The 13,796-nt window shown below is 73.9% G+C and carries 8 protein-coding genes; 5 read left to right on the top strand and 3 right to left on the bottom strand.

All coding sequences use genetic code 11. The annotated features are described in order from the left end of the window. Positions 1–5 precede the first annotated feature (5 nt). The 3 genes from BLQ67_RS02620 to BLQ67_RS02610 form a co-directional block, all read right to left on the bottom strand. Positions 6–1,652: a gamma-glutamyltransferase family protein gene (locus BLQ67_RS02620; RefSeq protein WP_092506738.1), complete on the bottom strand. Its 1,647-nt coding sequence runs from the start codon at positions 1,650–1,652 to the stop codon at positions 6–8. 78 nt (positions 1,653–1,730) lie between these two features. Further along, entirely contained in the window at positions 1,731–3,113 is a 1,383-nt protein-coding gene (locus BLQ67_RS02615; protein WP_092502186.1) for an aspartate aminotransferase family protein, read from the bottom strand. 6 nt (positions 3,114–3,119) lie between these two features. Further along, entirely contained in the window at positions 3,120–3,584 is a 465-nt protein-coding gene (locus BLQ67_RS02610) for an Lrp/AsnC family transcriptional regulator (protein WP_092502185.1), read from the bottom strand. A gap of 140 nt (positions 3,585–3,724) precedes the next feature. On the opposite strand from BLQ67_RS02610, the gene BLQ67_RS16575 reads away from it, so the two are divergent. The 5 genes from BLQ67_RS16575 to BLQ67_RS02585 are packed head-to-tail and all read left to right on the top strand — an operon-like array spanning position 3,725 to position 13,793. Beyond that, a complete protein-coding gene (locus BLQ67_RS16575) occupies positions 3,725–4,555 on the top strand; it encodes a PP2C family protein-serine/threonine phosphatase (RefSeq protein WP_092502183.1) in 831 nt (276 codons plus the stop codon). Between the two features lie 2 nt (positions 4,556–4,557). Further along, positions 4,558–5,913 (top strand): serine/threonine-protein kinase, encoded by a 1,356-nt coding sequence (locus BLQ67_RS16570; protein WP_092502181.1) that lies wholly within the window; start codon positions 4,558–4,560, stop codon positions 5,911–5,913. After that, the gene (locus tag BLQ67_RS02595; protein WP_157674630.1) at positions 5,910–11,645 is read left to right on the top strand and encodes an Ig-like domain-containing protein; all 5,736 of its coding nucleotides are present in this window, start codon (positions 5,910–5,912) and stop codon (positions 11,643–11,645) included. Before BLQ67_RS16570 ends, BLQ67_RS02595 begins: the two co-directional genes overlap by 4 nt. 7 nt (positions 11,646–11,652) lie before the next feature. After that, a complete protein-coding gene (locus BLQ67_RS02590) occupies positions 11,653–12,615 on the top strand; it encodes an AAA family ATPase (protein ID WP_092502178.1) in 963 nt (320 codons plus the stop codon). Continuing rightward, entirely contained in the window at positions 12,612–13,793 is a 1,182-nt protein-coding gene (locus BLQ67_RS02585; protein ID WP_092502176.1) for a DUF58 domain-containing protein, read from the top strand. Before BLQ67_RS02590 ends, BLQ67_RS02585 begins: the two co-directional genes overlap by 4 nt. The last annotated feature ends 3 nt before the right edge of the window (positions 13,794–13,796 follow it).

Genomic DNA, 13,796 nt, shown 5'->3' with positions numbered 1-13,796 from the left:
CGCGCTCAGCGCACGACGGCGTAGCCCTGCTCGCCGCGGGGGTTCGCCGCGGCGCGCACGGTGCCGTCGGGGGAGCGGCTCGCGAGGCTCAGCCTGCCGAGGCTCCACTCGCCGACGTCGGTCACGCGGTGCCCGCGGCGGCGCAGCTCGTCGATGACGTCGGCACCGAGGCGCGACTCCACGTGCAGGCCGCCCGGCTCCCACACGCGCGGGTCGAACGACGACACGAGGTGCGTCGTGTGCCACGCGGGCGCGTCGATCGCCGCTTGCGGGCCGAGGCCGAGCACGCCCATGCCGAGCAGCATCGACAGCTGCCACGAGTCCTGCTGGTCGCCGCCGGGGGTGCCGAACGCCGCGACCGTGCCGTCGTCGTGCAGCGCCATCGACGGGGAGAGGGTCGTGCGCGGGCGGATGCCCGGCGCCATCGACGTCGCGAGGCCCTCCTCGAGCCACAGCATCTGCGCGCGCGTGCCGAGGCAGAAGCCCAGGCCCTCGATCGCAGGGCTCGACTGCAGCCAGCCGCCGCTCGGCGTCGCCGAGATGACCATGCCGTCGGCGTCGACGACGTCGAGGTGGCACGTGTCGCCGCGCGTCGGCTCACCCGCGCCGGCGGCGCGCTCGGCGCCCTCGACCTGCACGACCGGGAACCGCGGCGCACCGTGCAGCGCGCCGGGGCGCAGCTCGAGCGACGCCTCGCTGCCGATGAGCGCACGACGCTCGGCGAGGTACGGCTCGTCGAGCAGGCCCGTGAGGTCGGCGCCGTCGCCGAACCACGCGTCGCGGTCAGCGAACGCGAGCTTCGCCGCCTCGGTCGCGAGGTGCACGAGGTCGGCGTCGAAGCGGTCGGCGCGCGTCGGCAGCAGCGGCTCGAGGATGCCGAGCTGCGCGAGCAGCGCGGGCCCCTGCGTCCACGCGCCGCACTTCAGCACGCGGCGACCGCGCCAGTCGAGGCCCAGCGGGGCCTCCCACGTCGGCCGCCACGCGGCCATGTCCTCGCCGCGCAGCAGCCCGGGGTGCGCGTCGCCCGTCGCGTCGACGACCGGCACGCGCACGTGCGCGTCGATCGCCTCGGCGACGAAGCCCTCGCTCCACGCCGCGATCGCCGCATCGCACGCGGCGTCGCGGCCGAGCCCGGCGCCCGCATCCGCGAGCCTGCGGTACGTCTGCGCGAGGAGGGGGTTGCGGATGCGCTGCCACGGCTCGGGCACGCCGTCGGCGAGCCACAGCGCCGCCGACGTCGGCCACTCGCTGCGGAAGCGCTCGGCGCTCGCGCCGATCGTCGCGGCGACGCGCGGCAGCACATGGTGCCCGCGCTCGGCGAGGTCGATCGCGAACGCCAGCACGTCGGCGACCGACCACGTGCCGAGGTCGCGCAGCAGCGTGAGCCACGCGGGCACGGCGCCGGGCACGACGGCGGCGAGCAGACCCGTGCCGGGCACGTGGTCGACGCCGAGCGCGCGATGCGCCGCGATCGTCGCGCCAGCGCCGGTCGGGCCCTGACCGCTCAGCACGCGCGGCTCGGAGCCGGGCACGTGCACGATCGCCGGCAGGTCGCCGCCGGGTCCGTTGAGGTGCGGCTCGACGACGTGGAGCACGAAGCCGGCGGCGACCGCAGCATCGGCCGCGTTGCCGCCGCGCTCGAGCACGGCCATGCCGGCGCTCGAGGCGAGCCAGTGGGTCGACGCGACGGCGCCGACCGTGCCGTGCAGCTCGGGTCTCGTCAGCACGGGCTAGAGCTGCGCCTGCGCCCGCGTGAGCACGTCGCGCAGGATGCCCGTGATCTCCGCGAACTCGGGCTCGCCGATCGTGAGCGGTGGCGACAGCTGGATGACGGGGTCGCCGCGGTCGTCGGCGCGGCAGTACAGCCCCGCCTCCCACAGCTCCTTCGACAGGAAGCCGCGCAGCAGGCGCTCGGACTCGGGGCCGTCGAACGACTCCTTCGTGCCCTTGTCCTTCACGAGCTCGATGCCGAAGAAGTAGCCGTCGCCGCGCACGTCGCCGACGATGTCGAGGTCGAGCAGCGACTCGAGGGACGCACGGAACAGCGGCGAGTTCGTGCGCACGCGCTCGAGCAGGCCCTCGTCCTCGAACAGGTCGAGGTTCGCGTTCGCGACGGCCGTCGACACCGGGTGGCCGCCGAACGTGTAGCCGTGGCTGAACATGGCGTCGCCCTGCCGGAACGGCTCGTAGACGCGGTCGTTCACGACGGTGCCGCCGAGCGGCGCGTACCCGCTCGTGACGGCCTTCGCGAACGTGATCATGTCGGGCTCGTAGCCGTAGGCGTCGCACGCGAACATGTGGCCGATGCGGCCGAAGGCGCAGATGACCTCGTCGCTCACGAGCAGCACGTCGTGGCGGTCGCAGATCTCGCGCACGCGCTGGAAGTAGCCGGGCGGGGGCGGGAAGCAGCCGCCGGCGTTCTGCACGGGCTCGAGGAAGACGGCGGCGACGGTGTCGGCACCCTCGAAGAGGATCATCTCCTCGATGCGGTCGGCGGCCCAGATGCCGAACTCCTCGTCGGTCGTGCCCGTGAAGCCCGACTCCTCGGCGCGGTACCGGTTCGTGTTGGGCACGCGGAAGCCACCGGGCACCAGCGGCTCGAACATCTGCTTGAGCGACGGGATGCCCGTGATGGCCAGGGCGCCCTGCGGCGTGCCGTGGTACGCCACGGCGCGCGAGATGACCTTGTGCTTCATGGGCTTGCCCTGGATCTTCCAGAACTGCTTCGCGAGCTTGAACGCCGACTCGACGGCCTCGCCGCCGCCCGACGAGAAGAAGACGTGGTTCAGCGAGCCGGGCGCGTACGACGCGATGCGGTCGGCGAGCTCGATGGCCGGCGGATGCGCGTACGACCACAGCGGGAAGAACGCGAGCTCCTTCGCCTGCCGAGCCGCAGCCTCCGCGAGCGACTCGCGCCCATGGCCGGCGGCGACGACGAAGAGCCCCGCGAGGCCGTCGATGTACTCCTTGCCGGCGTCGTCGTAGATGTGGTGGCCGGAGCCCTTCACGATGATGGGCGTCTGCCCGGCCTCGAGCGCCGACTGGCGCGCGAAGTGCATCCAGAGATGGTCGGCGGCCTTGGTCTGCAGGTCGTTGAGCTCGGTCATCGTCATGCCCTCCTAGCGGGTGCCCCAGTCGTAGCGCTGCTCGACCAGTCGCATGTACAGGAACGTCTCGGTCGCGGCGACGCCCTCGATGGTGCGCACCTCGGTGTTCAGCAGCTCGATCAGCGCGTCGTCGTCCTCGCAGACGACCTCGGCGATCACGTCGAAGGTGCCAGCCGTCATCACGACGTAGTCGATCTGCGGCAGCTCGGCGAGGCGCTCGGCCACCTTCACGGTGTCGCCCTGCACGCGGATGCCGACCATCGCCTGCCTGCGGAAGCCCAGCTGCAGCGGATCGGTCACGGCGACGATCTGCATGACGCCCGACTCGGTGAGGCGCTGCACGCGCTGGCGCACGGCGGCCTCGCTGAGGCCCACCTCGCGACCGATGTCGGCGTACGACCTGCGGCCGTCGCGCTGGAGCCGCTCGATGATCGCCTTCGACACGTCATCGAGCGCAGGGTTCCTTCGATCGGACATGCATGCGATCCTGACCGATCGAGAGGCTCGCCGCAAGGGATTCCGTCGTTCGACATCGATGTGCATGACGGATTTCGTCGTGGGGCGCGCCGTGCGCTCGACGTGCGCGACTGGGGCGCGCATCTGGGAGACTGGTGCGTGTGACGCACATCGGAGCGCCTGTCGGCGAGCACACGGGCCAGGGGCCGGCGAGCCAGACGTTCCAGGTGCGCTGGGCGGGCACGACCGACGTCGGCCTGCGCAGGGCGCACAACGAGGACAGCCTCGTCACGCAGCCTCCCGTCTTCGCCATCGCCGACGGCATGGGCGGCCACAGCCACGGCGACATCGCGAGCCGCGTCGTCGTCGAGCGCCTCGGCGAGCTGGGCGGACGCGACCGCGTCGAGCCCTCCGACGTCGTCGAGGCGCTGCGCGAGGCCACGGCCGACATCGCCCGCCTCGCGGGCGATGCCGACGCCGGCACGGGCACGACCGTCACCGGCTGCGCCTTCGCCGAGCACGACGGCGAGCCGTACTTCGCGATCTTCAACGTCGGCGACTCGCGCACGTACGCGATGCTCGGCGAGCGCCTCACGCGCATCACCGTCGACCACTCGGTGGTGCAGGAGCTCGTCGACGCGGGCCTGCTCGCGGAGGACGAGGCCGAGTCGCACCCCGAGGCGAACGTCGTCACGCGCGCCGTCGGCTTCAACGCCGACCCGGTGCCCGACTACTTCCTGCTGCCGATCATGCCGAGGCTGCGGCTGCTCGTGTGCTCCGACGGGCTCACGAAGGAGCTGCACGACGTCGACATCGAGCGCATCCTCGGCGAGCACGAGGAGCCGCTCGCCGCGTGCGAGGCGCTCATCGACGCCGCGCTCGACTCCGGCGGGCGCGACAACGTGACCGTCGTCGTCGTCGACGTGCTGCGCGCGCCCGAGGTCGAGGACGTCGACCGCACCGTGCCACGGGCGACGCTGCGCGAGGACTGATCGTGGCCGCCAGGCTGCCGTCGTCACCACCGGTGCTGCCTGGGTTCACGCACGTCCACATCCTCGGCAAGGGCGGGTTCGCCGACGTCTTCCTGTACGAGCAGAACCTGCCGCGCCGCCCGGTCGCGGTGAAGGTCATGCACGCCGACCTCGTCGACGACCGCGTGCGCAGCGCCTTCCGCTCCGAGGTGAACCTCATGGGGCGGCTGAGCGCGCACCCCTCGATCCTCACCGTCTACTCGGCGAGCGTCTCGGGCGACGGCCGCCCGTACCTCGTGATGGAGCTGTGCTCGACCGAGATCGGCGACCGCTTCCGCCAGCGCCCGCTCGAGCTCGACGAGGCGCTCGAGATCATGGTGCGCGTCGGCGGCGCGCTCGAGACCGCGCACCGCGCGGGCACGCTGCACCGCGACATCAAGCCCGCGAACATCCTCACGACCGCGTTCGGGCATCCCGTGCTGTCGGACTTCGGCATCGCCGCGAACATGCACCTCGGCGACCACGAGGCCGCGGGCGTCTCGGTGCCGTGGTCGGCGCCCGAGGTGCTGCGCGACGAGACGGCGGGCACGATCGCGAGCGAGGTGTGGTCGTTCGGCGCGACGCTGTACTCGCTCGTCGCCGGGCGCAGCCCGGCGGAGATCCGTGGCGGCCGCAACGGCACCGACGAGCTGTCGGCGCGCATCCTCGCCCACGACATCCAGCCGTTCGACGTCGACGCGCCCCGCACGCTCGCGACGATCGTGCGGAAGGCGCTGGCGAAGGACCCCGCCGACCGGTATCTCTCGATCCTGCCGATGGTGGAGGACCTGCAGGCGGTGCAGGAGGAGATGGGCGTGCCCGTGACGCCGATCGACCTGCAGGAGCGCCCGTGGTCGCGCGACCTCGACACGGGCGTCGAGGAGCCGGCCGACGAGCTGCCCGTGCGCGTGCGCGCTGCGCGGCGACGTGCGCCGATGCGCGGCGCGCAGCAGATCGACATCTCGTCGTCGACGCAGGCGGCGACGCCGCCGAGCCGCAAGGGCCTCGTGTCGGTGCTCGTCGGCGCCGCGACCGCCGTCGTGCTCGGCGCCGTCGCGATCGTCGCCGTCGCCGTCACGACGATCCAGGGCGCGATCCCCGTCGTGGAGGAGGTCGTCGCCGAGCCCGTCGACGGCGGCATCGCGTTCACGTGGACCGATCCTGGCCTCGTCGACGCCGACTCGTACCTCGTGACGACCGCGGCGGGCGACGCCGTGATCCAGCGCGCGACGACCTTCCGCCTGTCGGGCGCGAGCGGCGAGGAGCTGTGCGTCACGGTGGCCGTGAATCGCGACGGTCGCTCCGGCGACGGCGCAGAGGCGTGCGCGGAGGTGCCGTGAGTCGAGCGACGCGGATCGGGGGCATCGCGCTGGGAGGCGCGCTCGCCGTCGCCGTCGTGACCGCTGCGACGCTCTGGCAGGGCAACGCGGCGCTCGACCCGCAGCTCGACGCGTCGAGCGTGTGGGTGGCGAACGCATCCGCCGACCTCGTGGGCGTCGTGAACACGCAGACCGACCAGCTCGAGTCGATCGTCGCGCCCGGCGGCGCCGCGAGCGAGGTCGTGCAGGGATCGGGCGGCGTGCTCGTGGTGGATCGCGCGGCGAGCGTCGTGCGCGCGATCGACCCGTCGACGCTCGAGCGCGGGCCCGCCGTGCTCGTGCCCGCCGGGTCGGACGTGCAGCTCGCGGGCTCGGCCGTGTCGATCGTGTCGCCGTCGAGCGGCGACGTGTGGGTGACCGACGTCGACGCCGTGCGCGGCGGCGAGGAGCTGGGCGAGCCCGTCGTGCAGCTGGGACGCGGCGCCGTCGCCGCCCTCACCTCGACGGTGCTGTTCGCGGCGTCGCCCGGCCTCGGGCGCGTGCTCGAGATCGACGTCGCGACGGGCGAGACGACGGCGTCGTCGGAGGCGCCGATGTCGCCCGACCAGCCGAGCCTGCAGCTCACGGCCGTCGGCTCGCGCTGGGTGCTGCTCGATGCGACGTCGAACGTGCTCTCGAGCAACGGATGGCAGACGCGGCTGACGTCGCAGGGCGGGGCGCTGCAGCTGCCCGGGCCCGCATCCGGTCGCGTGCTCATCGCGACCGAGCAGGGCATCGAGGCGCGCGAGCTCGGCGTCGAGACCGTCGAGAACGTCGTCTCGGGGCTCTCGGGCACGCCGTCGCGGCCGCTCGTGCGCGACGGCTGCGCGTACGGCGCGTGGTCGTCGGGCATGGCGTGGCGCGGCTGCGGCACCGACGACGTCGCGCTCGACCTGCAGGGCGTCGGCTCGGGCGCGCAGCTCGCGCTCGCGGCCCGCGGCGACGCCGTCGTGCTCGCCGACGCGTCATCGGGCGACGCGTGGACGATCACGCGCGATGGCGCGCTCGTCGACGACTGGTCGCTGCCGACGCCGCCCGAGGTCGCGCCTGGCGGCGAGGAGCCCGAGGATCCGGGCGCGGGCGACGACGACCCCGAGCAGCTGCCCCCGACGGCGAACGACGACGAGCTCGGCGCCCGCCCCGGCCGCGTCGTGCTGCTGCCCGTGCTCGAGAACGACGTCGACCCGAACGGCGACGTGCTCACGGTCGTCGACGTGCAGGGCGATCCCGCCGCATCCATCGCGCCCGACGGCCGCAGCATCCGCCTCGCGCTGCCCGCGGATGCGACGGGCGAGGTCGCGCTGACGTACCGCATCTTTGACGGCGCGGGCGGCGAGGACGTCGCGACGGCAACCGTCACGGTGCGCACGGCAGAGGAGGACGACCCGCCGTCGCCGCAGCGCTCGGTGCAGCTCGAGATCGCGCCGGGCGAGACCGTCGTCGCGAACGCGTTCGACCACTGGATCGACCCCGACGGCGACGCGCTCGTGCTCGTGGAGGCGTCGAGCGACGCCGGCGACGTCGTGCGGTTCCGCGCCGACGGCCGCATCGAGATCACCGACGGCGGCGCCGGCACGGTGCGCGACCTCGCGATCGCCGTCTCCGACGGCACGACGACCGTGCGCGGCACCATCGGCCTCGTGCCGGTCGAGACGCCGCCGCTCGTCGCGGGCACCGTCACGGCGACGACGCGCATGGGGCAGACGACGACGCTCGAGCCGCTGCTCTCGGCCCGCGGTGGCGCGTCGCTCGCGCTGCACAACGTCAACGGCCCCGCCGGCATCGTCTCGGCGAGCTACGTCGACGACACCATCGCCGTGACGCCCGACGCCGTCGGCACCACGACGTTCACGTACGTCGTGAGCGACGGCGCCGAGACCGCGACGGGGCAGGTGCGCGTGCAGGCGCTGCCGGCCGTCGACGCCTCGACGCCGCCGCAGCCGACGCAGCACGCGGTCGGCGTGCTCGTGGGGGGCACGATCGAGGTGCCGGTCGCCGACCTCGACGTCGACCCCGCCGGCGGCGTGCTCGTCGTGACCGGTGCGCGCACCGACGCGGATGCCGTGCGGGTCGACGTCGTCGACCAGGATCGCGTGCGCATCGAGCTCGTCGGCCCGCTCGACGACGCCGCGACCGTGCGCTACGGCATCGCGAACGGCGTCTCGTCGGCGGAGGGCACCATCGACGTCGTCGAGCGCGACGACGCGATGCAGGCGCCCATCGCCCGCGACGACGCCGTGCGCGTGCGACCGGGCGGCGCCGTCGACGTGCCCGTGCTCGCGAACGACGAGCATCCCGACGGCGCCGAGCTGACGCTCGTGCCGACGCTGCTCGAGCCGGCCGCCGCGGGGCTCGCGTTCGTCGACGGCGACCGGCTGCGCTTCGTCGCCCCCGACGAGCCCGGCGAGGTCTCGGTGACGTACGAGGTGCGCGGCCCCGACGGGCAGAGCGCGTTCGCGACCGTGCGCATCGTCGTCGCCGACTCCGACGCGGCGACGAACGTCGCGCCCTCGCCGCCGACGGTCGACGCGCGCGTCGTCGCGGGCGAGACCGTCGACATCCCCATCGACCTCACGACCGCCGACCCCAACGGCGACGGCGTCGCGCTCGTGGGCCTCGCGACGCCCGCGAGCCTCGGCAGCGTCACGATCGTCGACGGCGGCACGCTGCGCTACGAGGCCGGCGGCTACTCGGCGGGCACCGAGACGCTCGCGTACGTCGTCGCCGACGACCTCGGCGCGCAGGCGCAGGGCACGGTGCGCATCGGCGTCGCGGCACCCGACGGCGCCGTCTCGCCGCCGGTCGCCGAGCCCGACCTCGTCACGATGCGGCCGGACACGACGCAGACGGTCGACGTTCTCGCGAACGACCTCGATCCGGCCGGCCTCGCGCTCGACGTCGTGGGTGCCGACGCGCAGGGCGCGATCGGGGCACGCGTCGAGGACGGCGAGGTGCTCGTGACCGCCGGCGCCGACGAGGGCGAGTTCGGCGTCGTCGTGACGATCGAGTCGTCGCGCGGCGCGCAGGCCGTCGGCTGGCTGCGCGTCGTCGTCGACGCCGACGCCGAGCCTCCCGCGCCGCGCGCGCAGGACGTGCGGGTGCCCGTGACGTCGATCCTCGATCGCGAGGAGATCGCGGTCGACCCCATGGATGCCGTGACGATCGCCGACGGCGCCGTCGACGAGCTCGAGGTCACGCTGCCGCTCGACGTCGCCGGCGCCGCGCTCGCGGCCGACGGCTCGATCCGCGTCGACGTCGCGCCGCGGACGCGCATCGTGCCGTACACGGTGACGCGCGCCGACACGGGCGCGTCGGCGTCGGCGCTCGTCGTCGTGCCGGGCACGGAGGATGCGCTGCCGCAGCTGCGACCCGACGCGCCGCCGATCGTCGTCGCCTCCGGCGAGACCATCGAGATCGACATCGACGACTACGTCGTCGCGGTCGACGGCGACCCGGTGATGCTCACGGATGCGTCGAGCGTGCGCGCCGAGCATTCCGACGACGGCCAGCCGGTCGTCGACTCGCAGACGCTGCGCTTCACGTCGGCGCCCGGCTTCTTCGGCTTCGCGAGCATCGCGTTCGAGGTCACCGACGGCGACTCGCCGAACGATCCCGAGGGCCGCGTCGCGCCCATCGTGCTGCCGATCACGGTCGAGCCGGGGGAGGGCCTGCCCGGCCGCGTGCTCGGCACGACGCTGCAGCTCGAGCAGAGCGGGTCGCGGCAGCTCGACCTCACGCGCATCACGACGGCACCCGATCCGGCCGCCGTCGTCGACTTCACGTGGTCGCTCGGCCCCGTGCCCGACGGCTTCACGGCATCCGTCACGGGCTCGGTGCTCACGGTCGAGGCGACCGGCGCGGCCGTCGGCGACGTGGGCGACCTCGAGGTCTCGGTGTCGGGGCCGAACGGCGACGGCGTGCCCGGCACGCTGCGGCTCGCGACGATCTCGTCGACGAGGCCGCTCGCGCAGCCGCAGCCCGACAGGCTCGAGGTCGTCCGCGGCGGCTCGGCGAGCATCGACGTGCTCGCGAACGACGAGGCCACGAACCCGTTCCCCGAGACGCCGCTCGTGCTCTCGGCCATCGACCAGTCGGGCGTGCCGCTCGGGGTGGCGCTGCAGCGCGACCCCGGCTCGAGCACCATCACGATCCAGGCGTCGGACCTCGCGCAGGTCGGCACCACGACGGTGCGGTACCAGGTGCTCGACGAGACGGGGGATCCGCGCCGTGCGGTCTGGAGCACCCTCACGATCGTCGTGCACGACGTGCCCGATCGGCCGGCGCCGCCGCAGCAGGCGACCGACGTGCACGTCGACGGCGGCCTCGTCGTGCGCATCACGCCACCCGGCGACGGCAACAGCCCCATCACGGGCTACACGCTGCTCGGCCCCGACGGCTACCGGCACGACTGCGGCCCCGCGACGACGTGCACGATCACCGACCTGCCCGTCGGCCTCGACGTGCGGCTGCAGGTCGTCGCCCGCAACGCCGTGGGCGAGAGCGAGCGGTCGTCGCCCTCCGAGCCCATGCACGCCGACCGCCTGCCGGCGCCGGTGACGGGCGTGACGACGTCGCCGACGACGACGGCCGGCACGACGGTCGTGCGCTGGCAGGCGGCGACGGTGCCTGCGGGCGCGACGGGCATCACGGGCTACCTCGTGCGCGTGCAGGGCCCCGGCGTCGACGTCGTGCAGCGCCTCGACGCCTCCGCCCGCGAGTCGACGGTGTCGGGCCTGCAGGCAGGTCAGGCGTACCGCGTCGACGTGGCGGCGACGAACGACGCCGGCGTCGGCGACGGCGCCTGGCGGTACTCGACGCCCCTCGACTTCACGGCGGTCGGCCCTCCCGGGCAGACGACGGTGCTGCTGACGGGCTACGACCAGGCGGCCGCGCGCGCCACCGTGACGTGGGCCGCCCCCTCGACGGGCGGCGCGGCGCTGCGCTACCGCATCACGACCGTGCCCGCCGGTCAGCAGCCGCCGACGTGCGCGCCCGGCGGTGGCGGCTCCGCCGACACGTCGGGCACCGCGCGCGTCGACGCGAACGCGCGCGTGCAGGTCGTCGTGATCGCCGACAACGGCTGGTTCTGCTCGTCGTCGACGAGCCAGGTCGTCTACGGCGTGCCCGACGCGCCTGCGGCGTCGAGCGTGAGCATCACGACGAGCCAGGCCGGCGGTCGAGCTGCGCTCGACCTTGCCGTGACGAGCTCGGCCCCGGCGTCGGGCCTCCAGATGCAGGTGCGGGTCGTCGGCTCCGGGCTGACGAGCGCATGGACGGCCGTCGCGCAGCCGACGACGGCTGCCCCGATGTTCCTCACTCCTGACCCCGTCGCCGTCACCTACGGCCAGGAGTACCGGGTCGAGGCTCGGCAGTGCGCATCGAATGGTGGTTCGCTCACGTGCAGCAGTGCGACGACCGTCGGCACCCGGACGCCTCTGACGCTTGCGGCCTCGATGCAGCAGGGTCAGATGTGCCGCTATGGCGAGGAGCTCCTGCTCGTGGCGCCAGCCAATGCGGGGGCGTTCGAGGACCGGGTGCTGGTCTCGTTCCGAACGGGGAGCCAGTGGAGCGATCCCGTCGCGTACGAGCCGGGCACGCCCGTGGAGTTCGGCGTCCAAGAGGTTCGCGTCATCGGCGAGGTAGCCTCGACAGCGCTGATCGGACCGGACCCAGTTCGTCACGCCAACCCGCCCGCCTACGGCTGCCAGATCTAGGAGCGAGATGACCGACGACGTGACCGCCATCCGCGAGCTCGGCGACCGCATGGCCGAGGCCATCGAGCCCGTGCTCGTCGGCAAGAGCCACGTTGTGCGGCTCGCGCTCGCGGCCATGCTCTCGGGCGGCCACCTGCTCGTCGAGGACAACCCGGGCACGGGCAAGACCTCGCTCGCGCGTGCGCTCGCCGCCTGCATCGACGGCTCGGCGTCGCGCATCCAGTTCACGCCCGACCTGCTGCCCGGCGACATCACGGGCGTGAGCATCTGGGATCAGTCGACCGGTCGCTTCACCTTCCACGAGGGCCCGGTCTTCGCGAACGTCGTGCTCGCCGACGAGATCAACCGCGCGAGCCCCAAGACGCAGTCGGCGATGCTCGAGGTCATGCAGGAGGGTCGCGTCACGATCGACGGCAAGCCCAACGCCGTGCCCACGCCGTTCATGGTCGTCGCGACGCAGAACCCCATCGAGCAGTCGGGCACGTACCGCCTGCCCGAGGCGCAGCTCGACCGCTTCGCGCTGCGCACCTCCATCGGCTACCCCGACCACGCGTCGACCCTGCGCATCCTCGAGGGCTCCGCCGAGCCCATCGATCCCGGCTCGCTCGCGCCCGTCGTCGACACGGCGCGGCTCATCGAGCTCATCGGCGTCGTCGCGACGGTGCACGTCGACGCCGCCGTCGCCGACTACGTCGCGCGCATCGTGGATGCGACGCGCCAGTCGGGCGAGGTGCGGCTCGGCGTCAGCGTGCGCGGCGCCCTGTCGCTCGTGCGCACCGCGCGGGCGTACGCGGCGCTCGACGGCCGCGACTACGTGACGCCCGACGACGTGAAGGCCCTCGTGATCCCCGTGCTCGCGCACCGCATCGTGCTCGAGCCCGAGGCCGAGCTCGACGGCATCACGCAGGAGACGATCCTGCAGCAGCTCATGCTCTCGACGCCGCCGCCGCGAGGGCGCGACGGCTCGTGATCGAGCGGCTGCGGCGCAGGGCCGCGATCGTCACCGGATGGGGCTGGACGCTCGTGGGCGTCGCGATCGTGGGCGGCCCCGTCGGCGTCGCGCTCGGCTGGGTCGAGCTCGTCGTCGCCGCATCGGCGGCGGCGCTGCTCGTGCTCGCAGCGCTGCCGTGGGTCGTCGGCCAGCGCGACGTCGACGTGCAGCTGGCGCTGTCGGCCGAGCGCGTGCCCGTCGGGCAGCCCGCGCATGCGACGCTCGTCGTGCGCCGGCCGGGCCGCATCTTCGCGCCGCGCGCGATCGACGTGCTCGTGGGCGACGTGACGTACCGCATCGACCTGCCGCGGCTCGACGCCGGCGACGAGTCGTCGCAGCGGCTCGTGCTCGACACCCGCAGGCGCGGCCGTGTCGTCGTGGGCCCCGCGACGGTGCTGCGCACGGATCCGTTCGGCATCCTCGAGCGCACCCACGTGCTCACGGTCGCGTCGGAGCTCGTCGTGCACCCGCGCATCGCCCGCATCCCCGCCGTCGCCGCCGGTCTCGTGCGCGACCTCGAGGGCGAGTCGGCCGCCGAGCTCACCGCCGACGACGTCGCCTTCCACAGCCTGCGCGACTACCACCCGGGCGACGAGCCGCGACACGTGCACTGGAGGTCGACCGCCCGCACGGGCCAGCTGCTCGTGCGGCAGTTCGAGCCGTCGAAGCGCAGCGACACCCTCGTGTGCGTGTCGACGTCGCCCGAGGACTACGGCGCCGACGACTTCGAGCTCGCGCTCGAGATCGTCGCGACCATCGCGACCGGCGCGATCGCCGAACGGCGTCGCGTGCGCGTGGTCGAGAGCCCCGCGAGCGGCAGGCTCGACCCCGCCGCGATCGACGCTCGCACGCGCGACCGCCTGCTCGACGGACTCACCGACCTCGCGACCGACCGGAGGCTGGGCATCGTCGACGTCGTGCGGTCGATCGCGCTGTCGCCGCAGGCGTCGGTCGCGTGGATCGTCGTCGGCAGCACCGCTGCGCCGCGCCGGCTGCGCGAGGCCGCGGGCCTGCTGCCGCCCGACGTCGCCCCCATCGTGCTGCGCGCCGACGCCCTCGCGCCGCCGTCGGTCGGCAGGCTCGCGCGCGTGCCCGTGCTGACGGTCGGGCTGCTCGAGGACCTCGCGCGCGGCCTGCGCTCCGAGGCGCTCGCATGAGCG

This window comes from Agrococcus jejuensis (genome assembly GCF_900099705.1).
GTDB lineage: Bacteria > Actinomycetota > Actinomycetes > Actinomycetales > Microbacteriaceae > Agrococcus > Agrococcus jejuensis.
The sequence above is the reverse complement of the archived record's forward strand: the minus strand, read 5'-3'. Positions and strand labels throughout refer to the sequence as shown.

What these genes read in the sequence shown, in the direction of transcription:
- BLQ67_RS02620 (WP_092506738.1), bottom strand. Translation starts at nt 1,652, where the DNA reads ATGGCCGTGCTCGAGCGCGGCGGCAACGCGGCCGATGCTGCGGTCGCC.
- BLQ67_RS02615 (WP_092502186.1), bottom strand. Translation starts at nt 3,113, where the DNA reads ATGACGATGACCGAGCTCAACGACCTGCAGACCAAGGCCGCCGACCAT.
- BLQ67_RS02610 (WP_092502185.1), bottom strand. Translation starts at nt 3,584, where the DNA reads ATGTCCGATCGAAGGAACCCTGCGCTCGATGACGTGTCGAAGGCGATC.
- BLQ67_RS02590 (WP_092502178.1), top strand. Translation starts at nt 11,653, where the DNA reads ATGACCGACGACGTGACCGCCATCCGCGAGCTCGGCGACCGCATGGCC.